Source organism: Pseudomonas gessardii, from assembly GCF_001983165.1.
GTDB classification, from domain to species: domain Bacteria; phylum Pseudomonadota; class Gammaproteobacteria; order Pseudomonadales; family Pseudomonadaceae; genus Aquipseudomonas; species Aquipseudomonas gessardii.
The window spans coordinates 36640-55682 of the sequence record NZ_MNPU01000001.1 but is presented as its reverse complement, the minus strand read 5'-3'; the positions used below and the strand labels follow the sequence as shown (position 1 = coordinate 55682).

18 protein-coding genes and 1 pseudogene are annotated in these 19043 nt (G+C 62.5%); 11 read left to right on the top strand and 8 right to left on the bottom strand.

Annotated features, from left to right (window positions below):
* Positions 1-90 precede the first annotated feature (90 nt).
* The 5 genes from modA (at position 91) to BLL38_RS00235 (ending at position 5189) form a co-directional block, all read left to right on the top strand.
* A complete protein-coding gene (modA, locus tag BLL38_RS00255; RefSeq protein WP_076961125.1) occupies positions 91-855 on the top strand; it encodes a molybdate ABC transporter substrate-binding protein in 765 nt (254 codons plus the stop codon).
* Positions 856-1536 (top strand): molybdate ABC transporter permease subunit, encoded by a 681-nt coding sequence (gene modB, locus BLL38_RS00250; protein WP_038441011.1) that lies wholly within the window; start codon positions 856-858, stop codon positions 1534-1536.
* 5 nt (positions 1537-1541) lie between these two features.
* Complete coding sequence (gene modC, locus BLL38_RS00245; protein WP_076961124.1) at positions 1542-2621, top strand: molybdenum ABC transporter ATP-binding protein; 1080 nt, start codon at positions 1542-1544, stop codon at positions 2619-2621.
* A gap of 146 nt (positions 2622-2767) precedes the next feature.
* Positions 2768-4402, top strand: a complete 1635-nt coding sequence (locus BLL38_RS00240; protein WP_076960767.1) for an ABC-F family ATP-binding cassette domain-containing protein — start codon at positions 2768-2770, stop codon at positions 4400-4402.
* An 82-nt stretch (positions 4403-4484) separates the two neighbouring features.
* Positions 4485-5189, top strand: a complete 705-nt coding sequence (locus tag BLL38_RS00235; protein ID WP_076960766.1) for a YoaK family protein — start codon at positions 4485-4487, stop codon at positions 5187-5189.
* A gap of 138 nt (positions 5190-5327) precedes the next feature.
* On the opposite strand, the gene BLL38_RS00230 is transcribed toward BLL38_RS00235, so the two are convergent.
* The 5 genes from BLL38_RS00230 to BLL38_RS00210 all read right to left on the bottom strand — a co-directional run bounded on the left by BLL38_RS00230 (position 5328) and on the right by BLL38_RS00210 (position 7881).
* A complete protein-coding gene (locus tag BLL38_RS00230) occupies positions 5328-5681 on the bottom strand; it encodes a hypothetical protein (RefSeq protein ID WP_076960765.1) in 354 nt (117 codons plus the stop codon).
* Between the two features lie 39 nt (positions 5682-5720).
* Positions 5721-6032, bottom strand: coding sequence for an AzlD domain-containing protein (locus tag BLL38_RS00225; RefSeq protein WP_076960764.1), 312 nt, complete (start codon positions 6030-6032; stop codon positions 5721-5723).
* Positions 6029-6724 (bottom strand): AzlC family ABC transporter permease, encoded by a 696-nt coding sequence (locus BLL38_RS00220; protein WP_076960763.1) that lies wholly within the window; start codon positions 6722-6724, stop codon positions 6029-6031. The genes BLL38_RS00225 and BLL38_RS00220 overlap by 4 nt, the downstream gene beginning before the upstream one ends.
* A 116-nt stretch (positions 6725-6840) precedes the next feature.
* Positions 6841-7536: an alpha/beta hydrolase gene (locus BLL38_RS00215; protein WP_076960762.1), complete on the bottom strand. Its 696-nt coding sequence runs from the start codon at positions 7534-7536 to the stop codon at positions 6841-6843.
* A gap of 129 nt (positions 7537-7665) precedes the next feature.
* The gene (locus BLL38_RS00210; RefSeq protein WP_003212603.1) at positions 7666-7881 is read right to left on the bottom strand and encodes a hypothetical protein; all 216 of its coding nucleotides are present in this window, start codon (positions 7879-7881) and stop codon (positions 7666-7668) included.
* Positions 7882-8023: 142 nt separating this feature from the next.
* Here BLL38_RS00210 and BLL38_RS00205 point away from each other — a divergent pair, with 142 nt between their 5' ends.
* The 5 genes and pseudogenes from BLL38_RS00205 (at position 8024) to BLL38_RS00185 (ending at position 13801) form a co-directional block, all read left to right on the top strand.
* Positions 8024-9307 (top strand): arsenic transporter, encoded by a 1284-nt coding sequence (locus BLL38_RS00205; protein ID WP_076960761.1) that lies wholly within the window; start codon positions 8024-8026, stop codon positions 9305-9307.
* A 10-nt stretch (positions 9308-9317) separates the two neighbouring features.
* A pseudogene (locus BLL38_RS00200) lies at positions 9318-9473 on the top strand (chemotaxis protein); the annotation flags it as partial.
* A 309-nt stretch (positions 9474-9782) separates the two neighbouring features.
* The gene (locus BLL38_RS00195) at positions 9783-10067 is read left to right on the top strand and encodes a hypothetical protein (protein ID WP_076960760.1); all 285 of its coding nucleotides are present in this window, start codon (positions 9783-9785) and stop codon (positions 10065-10067) included.
* 208 nt (positions 10068-10275) lie between these two features.
* On the top strand, positions 10276-12984 hold the full coding sequence (gene mgtA / locus BLL38_RS00190) for a magnesium-translocating P-type ATPase (protein WP_242627585.1): 2709 nt from the start codon (positions 10276-10278) through the stop codon (positions 12982-12984).
* Between the two features lie 88 nt (positions 12985-13072).
* Positions 13073-13801, top strand: coding sequence for a hypothetical protein (locus BLL38_RS00185; protein ID WP_076960758.1), 729 nt, complete (start codon positions 13073-13075; stop codon positions 13799-13801).
* Between the two features lie 311 nt (positions 13802-14112).
* Here BLL38_RS00185 and BLL38_RS00180 read toward each other — a convergent pair whose 3' ends face one another.
* Together BLL38_RS00180 and BLL38_RS00175 are read right to left on the bottom strand one after the other, a co-directional pair.
* Positions 14113-14838, bottom strand: coding sequence for a tellurite resistance TerB family protein (locus BLL38_RS00180; protein WP_076960757.1), 726 nt, complete (start codon positions 14836-14838; stop codon positions 14113-14115).
* A gap of 186 nt (positions 14839-15024) precedes the next feature.
* Complete coding sequence (locus BLL38_RS00175) at positions 15025-15201, bottom strand: DUF2188 domain-containing protein (RefSeq protein WP_076960756.1); 177 nt, start codon at positions 15199-15201, stop codon at positions 15025-15027.
* A gap of 261 nt (positions 15202-15462) precedes the next feature.
* On the opposite strand from BLL38_RS00175, the gene BLL38_RS00170 reads away from it, so the two are divergent.
* Positions 15463-16065, top strand: a complete 603-nt coding sequence (locus BLL38_RS00170) for a glutathione S-transferase family protein (protein WP_076960755.1) — start codon at positions 15463-15465, stop codon at positions 16063-16065.
* 66 nt (positions 16066-16131) lie between these two features.
* Here the strand turns inward: BLL38_RS00170 and BLL38_RS00165 are convergent, their stop codons facing one another.
* Complete coding sequence (locus BLL38_RS00165; RefSeq protein ID WP_076960754.1) at positions 16132-18957, bottom strand: TonB-dependent receptor; 2826 nt, start codon at positions 18955-18957, stop codon at positions 16132-16134.
* Positions 18958-19043 lie beyond the last annotated feature (86 nt).

Here is a 19043-nt window from a genome sequence, read left to right as displayed (position 1 = left end):
CTATATACCTATACATACAGCGCCTGCCCCCAGAGCGCCGCTCCCGTGTCGGGCGTCTCGATCCCCACCTTTCATGCGGAGCCGTTCCTGATGTTCAGTCCCTCTCGCTTTATCCCAACGTGCCTGGCCACGCTGGTGACCCTGTTCGCCGCCACGCAGGCCCTGGCCGACGAAGTGCAAGTGGCGGTCGCCGCCAACTTCACCGCCCCCATCCAGGCCATTGCCGCCGACTTCAAAAAAGACACCGGGCACACCCTGGTCGCCGCCTACGGGGCCACTGGGCAGTTCTATACCCAGATCAAGAACGGCGCGCCGTTTGAAGTGTTCCTCAGCGCCGACGACACCACCCCACAAAAGCTCGAAAGCGAAGGGGATACGGTCAAGGGCTCGCGCTTTACCTATGCCGTGGGCACCTTGGCGCTGTGGTCGGCCAAGGACGGTTATGTGGACACCCAGGGCGCGGTACTGGCGAAAAATCAATACCAGCATTTGTCCATCGCCAACCCGAAAGCCGCCCCCTACGGCCTCGCGGCCACCCAGGTGCTGGCCAAACTGGGCCTGGCCGAACAGGTCAAGGGCAAGCTGGTAGAAGGCCAGAACATCACCCAGGCCTATCAGTTTGTGTCCACCGGCAATGCCGAGTTGGGGTTTGTCGCCTTGTCGCAGATCTATAAAGACGGCAAAGTCAGCAGCGGCTCGGCGTGGATCGTTCCCGGCCAGATGCATGACCCGATCAAACAGGACGCGGTAATCCTCAACAAAGGCAAGGACAACCCGGCTGCCAAGGCACTGGTTGACTACCTCAAGGGGCCAAAAGCCGCCGCCATTATCAAATCCTACGGTTATCAACTGTAAATGCCGCTATCGAGTGCCGACTTCTCCGCCATCTGGCTGACCCTGAAACTGGCGTCGCTGACCACGGCGATCCTGCTGGTCATCGGCACTCCGATTGCCCTGTGGCTGTCGCGCACCCGCTCCTGGTGGCGCGGCCCCATCGGCGCAATCGTGGCCCTGCCGCTGGTGCTGCCACCGACGGTGATTGGCTTCTACCTGCTGCTGACCATGGGCCCCCATGGTTACCTTGGGCAGTTCACCCAATGGCTGGGCCTGGGCACCCTGACCTTCAGCTTCGCCGGCCTGGTGATTGGCTCGGTGATCTATTCCATGCCGTTTGTGGTGCAACCGTTGCAGAACGCGTTCTCGGCCATCGGCAGTCGCCCCCTGGAAGTCGCCGCCACGCTGCGGGCCAATCCCTGGGATACCTTTTTCACGGTGATCCTGCCCCTGGCCCGCCCCGGGTTTATCACCGCCTCGATCCTCGGTTTTGCCCATACCGTGGGCGAGTTTGGCGTGGTGCTGATGATCGGCGGCAATATCCCCGACAAGACCCGGGTGGTCTCGGTGCAGATCTACGACCACGTCGAAGCCATGGAATACGCCCAGGCCCACTGGCTGGCCGGGGCCATGGTGGTGTTTTCTTTCCTGGTGTTGCTGGCGCTCTACTCCAGCCGTAAAACCAAAGCGGGCTGGAGCTGATGTCGATGATCGAGGTGCGCCTGCAACTGCAGTATTCCGGGTTTGCCCTGGACGTGGACCTGAAGCTGCCGGGGCGTGGCGTCACCGCGCTCTACGGGCACTCGGGCTCGGGCAAGACCACCTGCCTGCGCTGCATCGCCGGGCTGGAGCGGGCCGGCGAGGGTTTTGTGCAAATCAACGAGCAGGTCTGGCAAGACAGCCGCAACGGCGTGTTTGTGCCGCCGCACAAACGCGCCTTGGGCTATGTGTTTCAAGAGGCCAGCCTGTTTCCCCACCTGTCGGTGCTGGCCAACCTGGCGTTCGGCCTCAAGCGTATCCCCAGGGCCCAGCGCCGCGTGGACATGGCCCAGGCCACACAACTGCTGGGCATCGGCCACCTGCTCGATCGCCACCCCCAGCACCTGTCCGGCGGTGAACGCCAGCGCGTCGGCATCGCCCGCGCCCTGCTCACCAGCCCGCAGTTGCTCCTGATGGACGAGCCCCTGGCCGCCCTCGACAGCCAGCGCAAAAGCGAAATCCTGCCGTACCTGGAGCGCCTGCACGACCAACTGGAAATCCCGGTGCTGTACGTCAGCCATGCCCAGGATGAAGTGGCGCGCCTGGCCGATCACATTGTGTTGCTCAGCGAAGGCCGGGCCCTGGCCAGCGGCCCGATCGGCGAAACCCTGGCGCGGCTCGACCTGCCGCTGGCCCTGGGCGACGATGCCGGCGTGGTGATCGACGGCACGGTCAGCGGCCACGACGCCCACTATCAATTGCTGACCCTGCAACTGCCCGACAGCCCCCTGCAAATGCGCGTCGCCCATACGGCGCTGGCCCCGGGCCAACACTTGCGGTTCAAGGTGCGCGCCCGGGATGTCAGCCTCAGCCTGCAACCCGGGGCGCACAGCAGTATCCTCAACTGCTTGCCGGTGACCGTGACCCAGGAGATCCCCGCCGATAACAGCGCCCATGTGCTGGTGCGACTCGATGCGGCAGGCACGCCGTTGCTGGCGCGGATCACCCGTTATTCGCGGGACCAGTTGCACGTGCATCCCGGCCAGGTGCTGTGGGCGCAGATCAAGGCAGTTGCGGTGCTGGCGTAGGAAAAATTACCGAACTAGGTTAGGCTGGCCGTCCCTTCCAACCGCAGGACGACCGCCGACGTGAACAACTAAGCCTTCCAACATGTAAACGCAACGAGCCGCCTGGCGCGCTTGTTGGCTTGTGCCACATTGTTCTGGAGGTGCTGATGACTGACGTCAACCGGCTGCCTGTACTTGTTTCCTTGCATCACGTGGGTTTTCAGTTCGCCAATGGCGAGATTTTGCTGGAAGACCTCAACCTGTCTATCGATCACACTCCGACCGGGATTGTCGGCCGTAATGGTATGGGCAAAAGCGTGTTGGCGCGCTTGCTGGCCGGCGTGCTTGTGCCGTCTTACGGCGTTATCAAAGCCTCGGCCCGGATCGTCTATGTCCCACAAACCCTTGCGCTGTTACCGGGGCAGACCGTGGCCCAGGCCAGCGGCTGCGCCGAGACCCTGACAGCCCTGGAGCGCCTGGCCAGGGGCGACGCGCAGGCTGAAGACCTGGAACTGATCGATGATCGCTGGGACCTGGCCGAACGCCTGCGCCAGGCCCTGGACGGCGCCGGCCTGGCCGGGATCAGCCCCGCCCAGCCCGCCGCACAGCTCAGCGGCGGCCAACTGGCCAGGGTCGCCCTGATTGGCGCCCTGCTGGGTGCGCCGCAGTTGCTGATTCTCGACGAACCCACCAACCACCTCGACAGCGCCGGCCGCGACTGGCTGTTAGCGACCCTCGCCACCTGGCGCGGCGGCCTGGTGGTGGTCAGCCATGATCGGCGCCTGCTCAATACCCTGGGCCGGATCATCGAACTGTCCCCCCTCGGGGCCCGGCTCTATGGCGGCAACTATGATGATTACCGTGCCCAGCGTGACGCCCAGCAACACGCCGCCCAGGCCGCCCTGGAGCATGCCCGGCTGGATCGCCGGCGCGAGCACCAGCGCCTGAAAAAGGACCTCGACAGCTTCCAGCGCCACGCCGCAAGCGCCCGTAAACATGCCGAAACGGCCAACGTCGATGCCTTCACCAAGTCCCGCTGGAAAGGTGCCGCCAACGAAATCGTCAGCCACGTGCGCAGCGCACATGTGCAGCACAAACACGCCCTGAATGAACGCGTGCGCTCGGCCCACGAACGGGTGGTGGACGAAACACCAACCTTCCTCGCCTTACCCGGCACACCTCTGCCCGCAGGTCGCCAGGTGATGACCCTGGTCGACAGCCAGTTGCCCTGGCTCGACCCCTGCGCGCCGAGCACCTTTCTCAACGCCAGCCTGTGTGGCCCGGTCCGGGTCGCCATCAAGGGCCCGAACGGCTGCGGCAAGTCCACCTTGCTCAAGCTGCTGGCGGGCCAATGGCAACCCATCAGCGGCGAATGCACGGTGCATGTGCCCTGCGCCTACCTCGACCAACAGTTGACGCTGCTCGATGACCGGCAATCGATCGTCGAACAACTCAAACTGATGGGCACTCCCCTGGCCGAAGCCGAGCTGCGCACGCGCCTGGCCCTGTTGCAACTGGACGCCTTGCGCGTGACCCAGCCCGTCGGCCAGCTCAGCGGCGGCGAGCGGTTGAAGGCGGCCATGGCCCTTGCCTTATGGCGCAAGACCCCGGCGCAACTGCTGCTTCTGGATGAGCCCACCAACCACCTGGACCTGGAATCCGTCATGGCTTTTGAGCAGGCCTTGCAAGGGTTTGCCGGCGCGCTGCTGGCCGTCTCCCATGACGCAGCGTTTCTCCAGGCGCTCAAGCCGACTCACGTGCTGACGTGGACGGCCACGGGGTGGCGCTTGGAGGTCAATTGAAGGCGGTGCGCCAAATCATTGCAGTCGCCACAAAAGCGTCCTACGGTAGTGGCCGGATAATTGCCTTGAGGAACCTTTCGCCGTGCTGCCCTCCTCCCTTAAACCCACGGTCAATACAGCCCTGCAGCACCAGCACAAATGGCGCGGTCGCGTCGGATTGACCTTGGTCGCCAGCCTCTCGGTGCTGGCCGGCATGACCGACGCCATCGGTTTTATGGCCAGTGGCGATTTTGTCTCGTTCATGAGCGGCAACACCACGCGCCTGGCCGTGGCGATCAGTGAGGGCGACCTGGGGCTGACCGGTCGTCTCACGCTGTTGGTGGCGACCTTTATCCTGGGCAACGCGCTGGGTGTGATCATCAGCCGTGTCAGCAAGCGCCATGCGCTGCCGCTGTTGTTGTGCATCGCCACGCTGTTGTGCGGGGCGGCGGCGTGGCCGATGGCCGAGCCGTTGCCGGCAGTGCTGGCGGCGATCATTGCCATGGGCATGCTCAATGCGGCGGTGGAACAGGTCAATGGTTTGCCCGTGGGGCTGACTTACGTGACCGGGGCGCTGTCGCGTTTCGGTCGGGGGCTGGGGCGCTGGATGCTGGGGGAGCGCCGTAATGGCTGGCGGGTGCAGTTGATTCCCTGGGCCGGGATGTTTGTCGGCGCGGTGATCGGCGCCTTGCTGGAGCATCAACTGGGGATCAGGGCCCTGCTGGTCAGCGGCCTGCTGTCGGCACTGCTGGGCCTGGCGTCCCTGAAGATTCCGCGGCGTTGGCACTTGGGGTATATGCCACGCTGAAAAGATGCCCGCCCGACATTCAGGCCTCGACATCCATGTGCTGGTAAAGAGCCATAAAGTCGGGCGAGCGCTGGCATATTAAGGCAAAGCCGGCGGTGTGTCCGCCGGGGTATTTCTGAAGAAATATGCGGAAACAACTTATAGGCAGGTCGCCGCTGCGGCCAGACGGCGTTTGGCCGCGAAATTATCGGCGGCGGCGTAGTAACTGACGGTGGTGCTGCTGCCGGCACTGCGTACATCGACAAAGTAGTCACCGCTAGTGGTGTAGACCGTATGGCCCCCGCCTGGCGCCGGCTCCATAAAACCACCGGCATCGACACCGAACACCGCCTCGTCCTGCCAGCCGAACTGGATGCACTGGGCCACGACCAACGCGGCCTTGTCTGACGCCAGGGTTTTATAGGGCGCGCCAGCGCGTGCATCTTTCATCTTCGCCCCTGCGCAACCGGCCAGCGCCGCCAGGACCAACGCACCTATCACCACCTTCCGCATGCCATCGCCTCCTTGAAAAAAACGCGACTGTAGCACTGCCTACCACAACCAGCGAAACAGATAGAACAGCGCCATGCTCGACAGCACCGTGGTCAACACACTACGGGTCCAGAACATCAAGGCCACGGCACAGACACCGGCCAGCAGGTAGGGGTTGGTGGGGCTCAGGTTGAGCCTGTGCTCGGCCAGGAAAATGATCGGCCCGCAAATCGCCGTCAACATGCCGGGCACCGCAAAACCGAGAAACTCCCGGGCGCCGCGGTTCAGGCGCACCGGCAAGCGCGGTTCAAGAAACAGGTAACGGTTGAAAAACACCGCCAGGCCCATGCCGATAATCATCACAAAAATCATCGCTGCCCCACTCCCAAGCGTTTGCAGGCATACCCTGCACTCATCCCCAACAACCCCGACACCACCACCGCCGATTCCCAGTGCCAGTAGCTGAGCAACACCGAAAACAGCAGGGCCACCGCCACACACACCACCGTCGGCACATCCCGCACCACCGGGGTGATCAAGGCAATAAAGGTCGCGGCGATGGAAAATTCCAGGCCCAATTGATCGAGGTTGGGGATGCTCTTGCCGAGCACGATGCCGGCCAGGGTGAACAGGTTCCAGGCCACGTAGAACGTCAGGCCCACACCCAGGGCATACCAGCGGTTGAAGGTCTGGCGATCATATTGGCTGACCAGGGCGAAGAACTCATCCGTCAGCAAAAAGCCCAGGCTCATGCGCCACCGTGCCGGCAGGGGCGACAGGGTGCTGCGCATATGCATGCCATACAGCAGGTGTTGGGAGGTCAGCAGCAAGGTGGTGAGTAAAATGGCGATCAGGCTCGCGCCGCTCTTGACCATGCCAATCGCCACCAACTGCGCGGCACCGGCAAATACAATGGCCGACAGGCCCTGGCTTTGCAGGGGGGTGAACTGGGCGTCAATCGCCAGGGAACCGGCCAACAGGCCCCACGGGGCACAGGCCAGCGACAGCGGAATGATCGCAATCGCGCCACGGGCGAAAGCGTAATGCGGCAAGGCAGTAGGCATCGAGCACACTCATCAACAGACAGTCGACAAGCATGGCAGCGCGGATGGGGGTTTGTCTTGAACGATCTTGCTACGGGCAATACCCCAACACCGGGAAGGGATATTGCCCATAGCGATTACTTCTGCAACGCAACCGCCGCCCTATCGATCAGCCCAGCCACCTCGACGGCCCTGGAGGCCAGCGACGCGTGGCTGGCGTCCAGCTTGAGGATTTCCCGGGCCTTGAGGCGCTCGGCCATGCGCACCTGGTTATCGGGGTGGATCATATGATCCTGGGTGGACACCTGATACCAGGACGGTTTGTGCTTCCAGGCCGGGTTGCTGACCTCGTTGCCAAAGGTGCTGGCCAGAGGGGCTTTCTGGGTGACCCCCATGACGTTGCCTTCTGACTCCGGCAGGTCCTGGCAGAAGCTTTCATGGAACAGCTCGGGCTTGACCCACAGGTAGCCATCGCTGTCGGGCACCAGGTTGGGGGCAGCCTTGGGTAGGTGCACCTGAGTGATTGCGCCAGGGCTTTCCCCTTCATCGGGCGCAAACGCGGCAATGAACACCAGGCCCTGCACGTTGGGCTCATTGCCCGCCTGGCTGATGACCGCACCGCCATAGGAGTGCCCGACCAACAGGACAGGCCCCTTGATCTGAGCCACCATCTTGCGTGTGCGCTCGGCGTCCTCGGCCAGTGAGGTCAAGGGCATTTCAACCGCGTGCAAATCGGTGTAGCCCTTTTTATGCAGCTCAACAATCACACGGCTCCAATGCGCAGCACCACCCCAAAAGCCATGCACTAAAACAATTGCCGGTTTATTGCTCATTCGATTATTTCCTGTGTAGTGAACAAGAAGGCCTCACGGTAATTGCCGCTCATAACCGCAGCCGCGCTCAGTGTCAGCGCATCAGGTGCTCGCGTCATCCAGCAGTCGCCGAACGGTCACAGGTTTTTATCAAGCCAGCTTGACGGACACCCGCTCGACCGCATCCCGGGCCTCACGCAATTCATGGGCATCCTGGTTAAGGCGGTGGATGGTGTTGAGCAGGCGCTGACGCAGCACTTCATCGCTGAGTTTTTCGACGGCGCGCATCAAGTCGAAGGCCGCGGTTTCGTTGTTGTCCGCGACAGAATCTAGGGTCTTGCGCAGATTGCGAGTGGCACGGGTCACACGGTTACTTCCTTTATCACCAATGGCGGGCACTTTAGGACAGTTGTGTTTCATTTTAATTTCAAGCACTTGCCACAGAACCCCGGTACCTTGTCACAAGTCAATCAAACGTCGAATACGCGCCCCACGGAGACTGTCCTTGATGCTTGCCGCCCTCGCCATCTTCCTGTTCACCATCGTCCTGGTCATCTGGCAACCCAAGGGCCTCGGCGTGGGCTGGAGCGCCGCCATGGGGGCGATCCTTGCCCTGGCCTGTGGCGTGATCAGCCTGGCGGATATCCCCGTGGTGTGGCAGATCATCTGGAATGCCACCGGCACCTTCGTCGCCCTGATCATCATCAGCCTGATCCTCGACGAGGCCGGCTTTTTCGCCTGGGCCGCGTTGCATGTGGCGCGCTGGGGGCGCGGCCGTGGACGGCGGCTGTTTGCCTATATGGTGCTGCTGGGGGCGCTGGTCTCGGCGCTGTTCGCCAATGACGGGGCGGCCCTGATCCTCACGCCGATTGTCATGTCGATGCTCCTGGCGCTGCGTTTTTCACCCGCCGCCACCCTGGCCTTCGTGATGGGCGCGGGGTTTATCGCCGACACCGCCAGCCTGCCGCTGGTGGTGTCCAACCTGGTGAATATCGTCTCGGCAGACTACTTCAATATCGGCTTCAAGCAGTACGCGGCGGTGATGGTGCCCGTCAACCTGGTCAGCGTCGCCGCCACCCTGGCGGTACTGCTGTGGTTCTTTCGCCGTGATATCCCGCAACACTACGACCCCGCCGACCTGCCCGAGCCGGCCAGCGCCATTCATGACCCGGCCACCTTCCACGCGGCCTGGTGGGTGCTGGGCATCCTGCTGGTGGGCTGCTTTGCCCTCGAACCCCTGGGCATTCCCATCAGCGCCATCTCGGCCGCTTGCGCCCTGCTCCTGCTGGTGATCGCCGCCAAGGGCCACAAGATTTCCACACGCAAGGTGCTCAAGGAAGCGCCCTGGCAGATCGTGATTTTCTCCCTGGGCATGTACCTGGTGGTGTATGGCCTGCGCAACGCCGGCCTGACCACGTACCTGGCCACCTGGCTCAACACCTTCGCCGACTACGGCGTGTGGGGCGCCGCCCTGGGCACCGGGTTGCTGACGGCGCTGCTGTCTTCGGCGATGAACAACCTGCCGACCGTACTGATCGGCGCGCTGTCGATCGAGGCCAGCCATGCCGTGGGCGTGGTCAAGGAGGCGATGATCTACGCCAATGTGATCGGCAGCGACCTAGGGCCGAAAATCACCCCTATCGGCAGCCTGGCGACGTTGCTCTGGCTGCATATCCTGGCGCGTAAGGGCATCCGTATTACGTGGGGGTATTACTTCAAGGTCGGCATCATCCTGACTTTGCCGGTGCTGCTGATCACCCTGGCCGCACTGGCCCTGCGCCTGAGTTTCTAAGCCGGTCTGGGGCAGTGCCCTGTCAGGCATCGTCGGCACCACCCCGAGTCACGGCCAGACCCTGATGTTTTTCGCCGGCTTTATGCTGGCGTCGATCCTGTCGTGCTTTTTGATTGCAGGGTTGGTATTGATCTATCTGGCATTACTGACCACTTATAGTCTTTAAACTTATATATTGAATAACACCAATCTGAATGAAGTCTGAACGGGCCACAAACAAGTTCATTATTGATTGACATCCCCTACCTGCCTGAGTAGATTGCCCGTGCCTGCAACTCGGGCCTTTTTTCAACCTCACAAAAGAAGCCAATGGACACAGTATCTAGTCGCTGTCCTTCCCCCGTGAATACAGGGGTCGGGCGCCAAACCCAGAGTAAAGACGGGACTCGCCTTCCAGGCCGGGTAAGCTGCGCTAGAGCTTGATGCTCCAACGTGACTGCCTTGCGCCGGCGCCAGTCCGGTCCCGAGGTGTGTTATGAAGTTCCAGACCCTTGTTCTACCTGATGCACGCACGCTGGCCTCGGCCCTGCGCGCCAAGCTGTGCCGTGGCTCCCTGGGCGTTGCCCCCGTGCGCACGGCCTGTGTCTGCCCCTCCCCGCGTATCAACCCGGCGCATCTCCAGGCCCACTGGCGCCTGTGCCCCACCAGCGGCCATCTGGTCCAGCAATGGGACCACGCCGACCCTCAAGATCCGCAGAGACGGAACGTTTTCAGCCTGCTTGCCCAAGCACGCCTGCTACTGAGCGTTCGCGCGGCATAAGCTGGCTGGAAACAGCAACTTCCTGATTATTGGTCAATTAATTAACTGGCGTTCCTTGCGAACTAAGCCAGCCGTAGTTTTCTGCGCGCCCGTTAATTAACTCGCCTCTTTAAAGTTATTAGAACCCATCGCAAAAACTGCGACTCGGCATGCCCGTGCCCGCCTGTTTTCCAGGCAAGTAATGAGTATGTCGACAGGAGTAAAAACTATGAGCGCCGTAAAAACCACGCAACAGCCAACCCAGAACACCAGCGACAGCAAACTGTCGATGCGGGCCGCCCGTGAAGCGCAAAACGGCCTGGCGGCCACCCTGGCCAACGTCCGGGCGACCAAGGACGGCCTGACCGAACTGGATGCCTGCGCCCGCCTGCAACGCGAAGGCTATAACGAAGTGGCCCACGACAAGCCGCCCCACGCGGTGGTGCAGTTCCTCCAGGCCCTGAACAACCCGTTTATCTATGTGCTGCTGACCCTGGCGGTGATCAGCTTTGTCACCGACTACTGGCTCCCCTTGCGCGCCGGCGAAGAAGTGGACCTGACCAAGGTCATTATCATCATGACCATGGTCGCCCTGAGCAGCCTGCTGCGCTTCTGGCAGGAACACCGCTCGGCCAAATCCGCCGAGGCCCTCAAGGCCATGGTGCGGACCACTGCCACGGTGCTGCGCCGCGAGCAGGTCGGCGCCAAGCCCACCCTGCGCGAAGTGCCGATGCGCGACCTGGTGGCCGGCGATATCGTGCAGCTGTCGGCCGGCGACATGATCCCGGCCGATATCCGCCTGATTGAGTCCCGCGACCTGTTTATCAGCCAGGCCGTGCTGACCGGTGAAGCCCTGCCGGTGGAGAAGTACGACACCCTGGGCGCTGTCACGCAAAAATCCGCCACGCGTCAAGCCGCCGACCAGAGCAACCTGCTGGACCTGCCCAATATCTGCTTTATGGGCACCAACGTCGTCAGCGGCCGTGCCCAGGCCGTGGTGGTGGCGACCGGGCCCCGCACCTACTTCGGCTCGCTGGCCAAGGCCATCGTCGGCTCCCGGGTGCAGACCGCCTTCGACCGTGGGGTGAACAGCGTCAGTTGGCTACTGATCCGCTTTATGCTGGTGATGGTGCCTATCGTGTTTTTCCTCAATGGCTTTTCCAAGGGCGACTGGGGCGACGCGTTCCTGTTTGCCCTGGCGGTGGCCGTGGGCCTGACCCCGGAAATGCTGCCGATGATCGTCAGCGCCAACCTGGCCAAGGGCGCGAATGCCATGGCCAAGCGCAAAGTGGTGGTCAAGCGCCTCAACGCGATCCAGAACTTCGGTTCGATGGACGTGCTGTGCACCGACAAGACCGGCACCCTGACCCAAGACAAGATCATCCTGGAACACCACGTCAACGCCTTCGGCCAGCGGGACGACCAGGTGCTGTCCCTGGCCTGGCTCAACAGCCATCACCAAAGCGGCATGAAGAACCTGATGGACCAGGCGGTGCTCGCGTTCTCCCAGCACAACCCCAAGTTCCAGGTGCCGTTTGCCTACAGCAAGGTGGATGAACTGCCCTTCGACTTTGTCCGTCGGCGCCTGTCGATTGTGGTCAAGGACAACCACGGCGATCACCTGCTGGTGTGCAAGGGGGCCGTGGAAGAAATGCTCGGCATTGCCACCCATGTAATGGAAGGCGATAGCGCCGTGGCCCTGGACGAGGGGCGTCGCCAGGCGTTGCTGCGCACCGCCAACGAGTTCAACGAGGACGGTTTCCGCGTGCTGGTGGTGGCCACCCGCAACATTCCCAAGGCCCTGGCGCGCCAGCAATACACCCCCACCGATGAACGCAACCTGGTGATCCACGGCTTCCTGACCTTCCTCGATCCGCCAAAGGAAACCGCCGGCCCGGCGATTGCTGCACTGCAAGAGATCGGGGTCGCGGTCAAAGTGCTGACCGGCGATAACGCCGTGGTCACCCGCACCATCTGCCGCCAGGTCGGCCTGGAACCCGGCGAGCCGCTGCTGGGCGTGGATATCGAAGCCATGGACGATGCCACCCTCAAGCAGCAGGTCGAGCAACGCACGGTGTTCGCCAAGCTGACCCCGCTGCAAAAGTCCCGGGTGCTCAAGGCTTTGCAGGCCAATGGTCACACCGTGGGTTTCCTCGGCGACGGCATCAACGATGCCCCTGCCCTGCGCGATGCCGACGTCGGTATCTCGGTGGACAGCGCGACTGATATTGCCAAGGAGTCGGCCGACATCATCCTCCTGGAAAAGAGCCTGATGGTTCTCGAAGAAGGTGTGCTCAAAGGCCGCGAGACCTTCGGCAATATCATGAAGTACCTGAACATGACGGCCAGCTCCAACTTCGGCAACGTGTTCTCGGTGCTGGTGGCCAGTGCGTTCATTCCCTTCATGCCGATGCTGGCGATCCACTTGCTGCTGCAAAACCTGATGTACGACATCTCCCAGCTGGCCCTGCCGTGGGACAAGATGGACAAGGAGTACCTGGCCAAGCCGCGCAAGTGGGACGCGCAAAATATCGGGCGCTTTATGATCTGGATCGGGCCGACCTCGTCGATCTTCGACATCACCACCTTTGCCCTGATGTGGTACGTGTTCTCGGCCAATAGTGTGGAAATGCAGACCTTGTTCCAGTCCGGCTGGTTTGTCGAAGGGCTGCTCTCCCAGACCCTGGTGGTACACATGCTGCGCACCCGCAAGATCCCGTTCTTCCAGAGCACGGCCGCCTGGCCGGTGTTGCTGATGACCAGCCTGGTCATTGCGCTGGGGATCTATGTGCCCTTCTCGCCCCTGGGCACGCTGGTGGGCCTGCAACCGTTGCCGTGGGCCTACTTCCCTTGGCTGGTCGGCACCCTGCTCGCCTACTGCTGCGTGGCGCAGCTGATGAAGACGATCTATATCCGCCGCTTCAAGCAGTGGTACTGAGTGCTTTGTCGTGTGGTTGTGGCGAACGGGCGTGCCCGCTCGCCACAACAGCCTCACCGAACCCTCTGTCAATTTGGAGCATGAGCCCATGCACAAACACACCCTCCTTTCGGCCTTCGCGTGGCTACCGGCGTCGCGGCAACGGGCGCTGCGCCGCAACCTGGTCTTTATCGGCGCTACCCTGGTGCTCGGTTTGCTGTCCAAGGCCTTCGCCGCTGGCGGTGCCTATACCGTGGACGATGGCGCAATCAACGCCCCCGGCGAATGCAATGTCGACGGTAGCTACACAGGCTCAACCGCGCGCACCACCCTCTCTGGCGCCTGTACATCCCGCGCCATGCCCAACCTGCAATGGGGCGCGGCCATCGAGAACGACCCCGACCAGACCCAGCTCAGCCCACAACTCAAGGGGGCATTGTGGGCCTGGCAGGATGCGGGCGTGGAGATCGCCTGGGCAGCGGCGGCGCATATCGCGATGGATCGCCGACACCCCTTCGACGGCGCCGACCTGGGCCTGCTGCTGAGCTGGCAACCGTTTGAAACCCTGCGCTTGAACCTCAATACCGGCTGGGCCCATGCCTATGACGATGGCGAACGCAATCACCGGCTGACCTGGGGCACAGGCCTGGAATACCGCGTGGCAGGCTGCCTGACCCTGCTGGCTGAACGTTACGGCCAGCAACACGGCGACCAGGCCTGGCAGGCCGGACCGCGCGTGCACCTGGGGAAACAGGTGGATGTGGACCTGGTGGTCGGGCGCAACCTGGCAGGAGACCGCGACCACTGGCTGACGACGGGGGCTACCCTGCGGTTCTGAAAGACAGGATGGAAACCAAAGAGCCGAACCCCGGTGGTATTGCTGGCATTGATGTTGGCTGACCCACCGCTATCGCAGCCTCGCCGGGGCTCGACAGCTCCCACAGGGTTTCTCGGTGTTTGCCGGATCTGCGTGCCTTAACACTGGCGTCCTACAGCGAACACGGTATGCCTGTTGGCCCAAAATAATGTGGGAGCTGTCTCGCCCTGCGAGGCTGCGATGGCGGCGGCACTGCTGGCATTGAGGCTGGCTGAACCACCGCTATCGCAGCCTCGCTAAAGCTCGGCAGCTCCCACAGTGATCCCGGGTAATCAGGCCGGTTTGGCTTGCTGTTCAAGGTGCAGTTGCAACTCAGGCTTAATACCCAGCACGCCCGCCAGTTCGTCCAGGTAGTTGCGCTCGGCGTCTTGCTGATCATCTACCAGCAGGACGCTGGCCAGGTAGACTTCGGCCGCTACCGCCGGGTCACTGGCATACTCGGCAAAATCCGACACATCCAATGGCTTGGCGACTTGTGCATCAAGCCATTGCTGCAAGTTCGGATCGTCGGTATGACGCCCGAGTTCCTGGGAGATCAACGCCTGCTCTTTTTCGTCGATCCGTCCATCCACCTTGGCCGCCGCGATCAATGCACACAGCACCGCGTGGCTATGGGCCTCGACATCGGCGCCGGAGAGTTGATCAACCGTCTGCAACGCCTGCTGCGGCGCCGAGGCCTGTTGCTGCTGCCAGGCCTGGTACGCCTGGAACGCCATCATCCCCAGCGATGCCAGGGCCGCGTAGTTGCTGGCGCCTGAGCGCGTCGGGGTCGAGCCGCCGGCTGGCGCACCACCGAGCATCCCGCCAAGGCCACCGAGCAGATCGCCCAGGCCACCACTGCCCGACGTCGAGCCGCCAGCACCACCGCCCCGCAGCAAGCCACCGAGCAAACCGCCCAACCCACCGAGCCCTCCCGCTCCGCCCTGAGGTGCCGCCGAACCGCCTTGCGGCTTGATCGCCGCCTGTAGCAGTTGTCCCAGTAGATCGCTGGTGTTCATGGTATTGCCCTCCTGTGGGCTGTGCTCCAGACCCGCAACAATAGTCGCTGGCGCCTATAACGCCAACACCCGCCGGCAAGCGGTTTTTTATCGACCGGCCTGGGCCTCAACAAATCCGGCACAACCCTGTAACAGCCGTGAGAATTCTTCAGATTAACCACCATCGCGTAGCAGCTGCCGCGGGGTTTACGGTCTTGCGCGGGCCTTGTAGCCCGGCAAGCTCGCGGCATAGGCCAGCGCCTGCTCACGGGAGCCAAAGGAGGCCAATCGATCATCCTTGGTACACACGCGCCACGGGCCGCTATTGACCCGGACAATGTCATAGCCATTGAGCTGCATCTTGTTCAACAGGGGAACGCTCATAGTCATCTCTCCTCTAGAGATAAGCCACGGGTTGCCCGGTCCACCATACGCCCGATCCAGGCCTTGTGGCTTACCGAACGTCGCTGACTGCCCCTGGAGCACTTCACGCTCCGGCACGTTTTTTCCGTGCCTTGCCCAGGCTCAACAAGCCGCCGCCAAGGCGCGGACAATCAAGCTGCGGTTCAACCAGCCTTTTTATGGTAAAAACAGGGGCATCACGTGAACACACAACCCCTTTCCCCTGATAGCAATGGAGGCTTCATGAAACTGGTTGGCATGCTGGACTCGCCCTACGTACGCCGCGTGGCGATTGCCCTGGATCTGTATGGGGTGGATTTTGAGCAGCAATCGCTCTCGGTGTTCAGCACCTTCGACGAATTTGCCAGGATCAACCCGGTGGTCAAGGCCCCGACACTGGTGCTCGACGATGGGACGGTGCTGATGGACTCCAGCCTGATCCTGGATTACTTCGAGGCCCTGGCGCCGGCCGATAAAAAGCTGCTGCCCCAGACCGCCGTCGCCCGCGCACGGGACCTGCAACTGATCGGCCTGGCCTTGGCCGCCTGTGACAAGAGCGTGCAGATTTACTATGAACACAACCTGCGGCCCGCAGAGAAGCTGCATGAACCGTGGCTCGAGCGCGTAACCGGGCAACTGCTGGCCGCCTATTCGGGCCTGGAAAAACGCTTGGCCAACGCGCCAGGCGAGTCCCTGACCCAGGCGTCGCTCAGCGTCGCGGTGGCCTGGTCCTTTACCCAGTACGCCGTACCCTCGGTGGTCAAGGCCGAGGACTTTCCCAACCTGCAACGCCACGCCCGGTTGGCCGAGCAACACCCGGCGTTCGGCAAATACCCTATCCAATAGGCAGCAGCGCCACACCTGGCACGTCATGACCACCGCCTATGAGCAATCCCTGGTGCGGTAGGCACCTCAGAACTTGGTCACCACGCCCATGCGCAACGTGCGCCCCGGCGCCGGCATAAAGCTTTGGGCCAATGGGTCCAGGTAATAGCGATCCGTCAGGTTTTGCAGCGACACGTTGACCTGGGTGTGGTCCTGCCATTTGTAGTTGAGGAACAGATCAAACAGCGCCACTTCGCGATAGACCAGCTGCGGCGTGGTGGCGCCGGTCTGCCAGAGCTTGTCGGCGGTGACGGTCGGGCCCGAGGTATAGGTCAAGCGCCCGCCGACTGTCAGCGTCTGGTCAAAGAAGCGCAACCCCGTGGTCAGGTTGCCGGCCACCCGTGGCGGGTTCTGGGTGTTGGTGTACGAGCCCATGAAACTGCCCGGTGTGCAGTTGGGGGTGGCGCCAAGGTCCCGATAGGGGTTGGAGCTGGCCCGCAGGCGCGCGGCGAAGGCCGAGTCGCAGGTTTCGGTCTTTAAATAGTAGGTCGCGGACAAGTCGGTAAATACCCGCCCGGCGTCGTAGTTCGATTGCAGCTCCAGGCCACTGGTCTTAAAGCTGTCGGTATTGCTGAAATTCATCAGGCCCATCTTGCCTGGGCTCGGGTCGTAATAGCGGGTGATGTAATTTTTGATGGTGTTATTGAAATACGCCAGCTTGATCGACGCCGAGTCGTTGGCGGCCAGCAGGCCTTTTTGCATCGTGCTCGCACCGATTTCCCAGTGACTGGAGCGCTCGGGCTTGAGCCCCTTGCCGGGCAGGGTCTGCAACGTCCCCAGGCTGCTCTCGAACAATGACGGCATGCGCAGGCCCTGGGTGTACGAGGCATAGATAAAGGTGTCTGGCGCCAGTTCTAAATTGACGCCGAAGGCCGGCGAAAATGCCCCCGCGCTGTCGCTTTGCTTCTTGGCGTAGGTGTAGCCGGTCACGACCTCGCCCACCTGGGCCGGGAAGACACGTGTGCCCGTCCCGCCATAGTCGTTGTAGGGCGTGCCTTCAAACGGAAAATTGGTATTGCCGAAGACAATCCCATTGTTCAACCGCGGGTCCGTGGCGTCGGTGTACTGCCCGTTCTGGTCGGGAAACCACATCATGAAGTCGTAGCGTCCAGGCTTGATCACGTTCACGTAGCGCGCTTCGCGCTCCTCGCGCTGCGCCGTCGAATGCATCATATGATCCTGGGTACGGTAATACAGGTAGCGCCCGCCACCCCACAGCGTCAGCTCGTCGACCGGCTTGTACTCCAGCTTGCCGTTGAGGCTGAACTCCTGGCGCGAACCGTCACGCAGGCCGCGATTGGCGTTGAGATCGTGCTGGGTGGTGACCACGCCCTTTTGCGGGCGCAGCTCCTCGACCTGGAACCCGCCGCCCAGGTCCAGCTTGAAATCGCCGTGATCGGTCACAAAGCGCGAGGTGTTGGCCAACTCGCCGCCGATGCGCCGGTCGGCCTGGCGCGTCCAGTTGCGGTCCGAGCGGTAGGCCTGGGAGCTCGGCGCCAGCACCGAGGTCAACTGGCTGGTCTTGGCATCGGTCATCCACAGGCTGGCCGTCAGGTCCACCAGCATATTGCCCGTCGGCAGGTAGTGATAGCGGGCGGTGTAGGTGTCGATCTGGGTGCGGCCACGCGGGTACTGGTAGATGCCACCGGTGCCGAACCGGAAGATGTCCGACGGCATGATCTCGCCCATGCGCCCATCGTAGCGGCTGTAGCCTAGGTCGAAGGTGTGGTCGTCGGCCGGGCGCAGGGTGGTCTTGAGCAGGAGCGATTCGGTTTGCGCCGAAGAGTTGAGCACCTCTTCGCCGGCGTTGTAGGTGGTGGCCACCGTCATGTCTTCGCGACCATAGCGGTCAAAGGTGCGATAGCGATCCTGGCCGTGCTTGCCGGAGAAATAGTTGCCCTGGTTGCGGTGGGCATAGGCGGCCACCACATCAAACAGGTCATGGGTATAGGCAAACGCCGCACTGCCCGACTCTGCGTCGGAACCGAACAGGCCGCCCCGGTTCCGGTGCGGCTCGGCGTACAGGCTCTCGGTGGCCGAATGGCGGTTGCGCGAGGCCGGCGCGACACCGTTGTTCCACAGGTCGCCCTTCAAGCGCAGGCCCACATTCTGGCCATCACGCAGGATGTCATCCACACCCAGGGTGCGGATCGCCACTGTGCCGCCGATGGCGCTGGAGGTCAGGCTGGGGCCCTTGTCGATGGACACGTCGCTGATCAGGTCGGGGTCGATGTAACTGCGCTGTTGCGTGCCCGCATAGCCGCGATAGACATCCAGCGCCTGTTGCGAACCGTCGACCGTGACCGCGACCCGGCTTTGCCCCTGGATCCCGCGGATATTCACATCCAGGCCACCGCCATTACGGCTGTCGCCCACCTGCACCCCGGGCTGGCCCTTGAGCAGGTCACCGGCGGAGATCACGCCAAAGCGCTGCACGTCTTCGTTGGAGATGTACACCGACGAACGTGGCGCCGAGTAGACCGCTTTCTTCTCAAGGTCATCGCCGATGACTTTCTGCGACGGCAACACCAGCGCGCTGGTTGCCGGATGCAGTTCAAAACTGCCATCGGCCTGGCGCTGGAAAGCCAGGCCCGTGCCCGCCAATAACCGCGCCAGGCCGGCTTCGGTGCTGAAGTCGCCGTGCAGGCCGTTGCTGCGCTTGCCCGCCGTGAGCGTCGCACTGCCGGCCATGCTGATACCCGCCTGCACGCCGAAACGCGAGAGCGCCTGGTCCAGGGGGCCGGCCTCGATACTGTAGGGCTGGGCGAACACCGCCGGGCTGTACAGCGGTTGCAGGCTGAGTAACAACAGACCCAATGTGCGGGTGCGCAAGACACTTGCGGGAGAAATCATGCAGGGCTCCTAGAGGTGAAGGCCCACCTGTTTCGGTGGGTTATACCTAGAGGCCAAGCGAGTCTGGAAAAACGACGGGGGGAAGG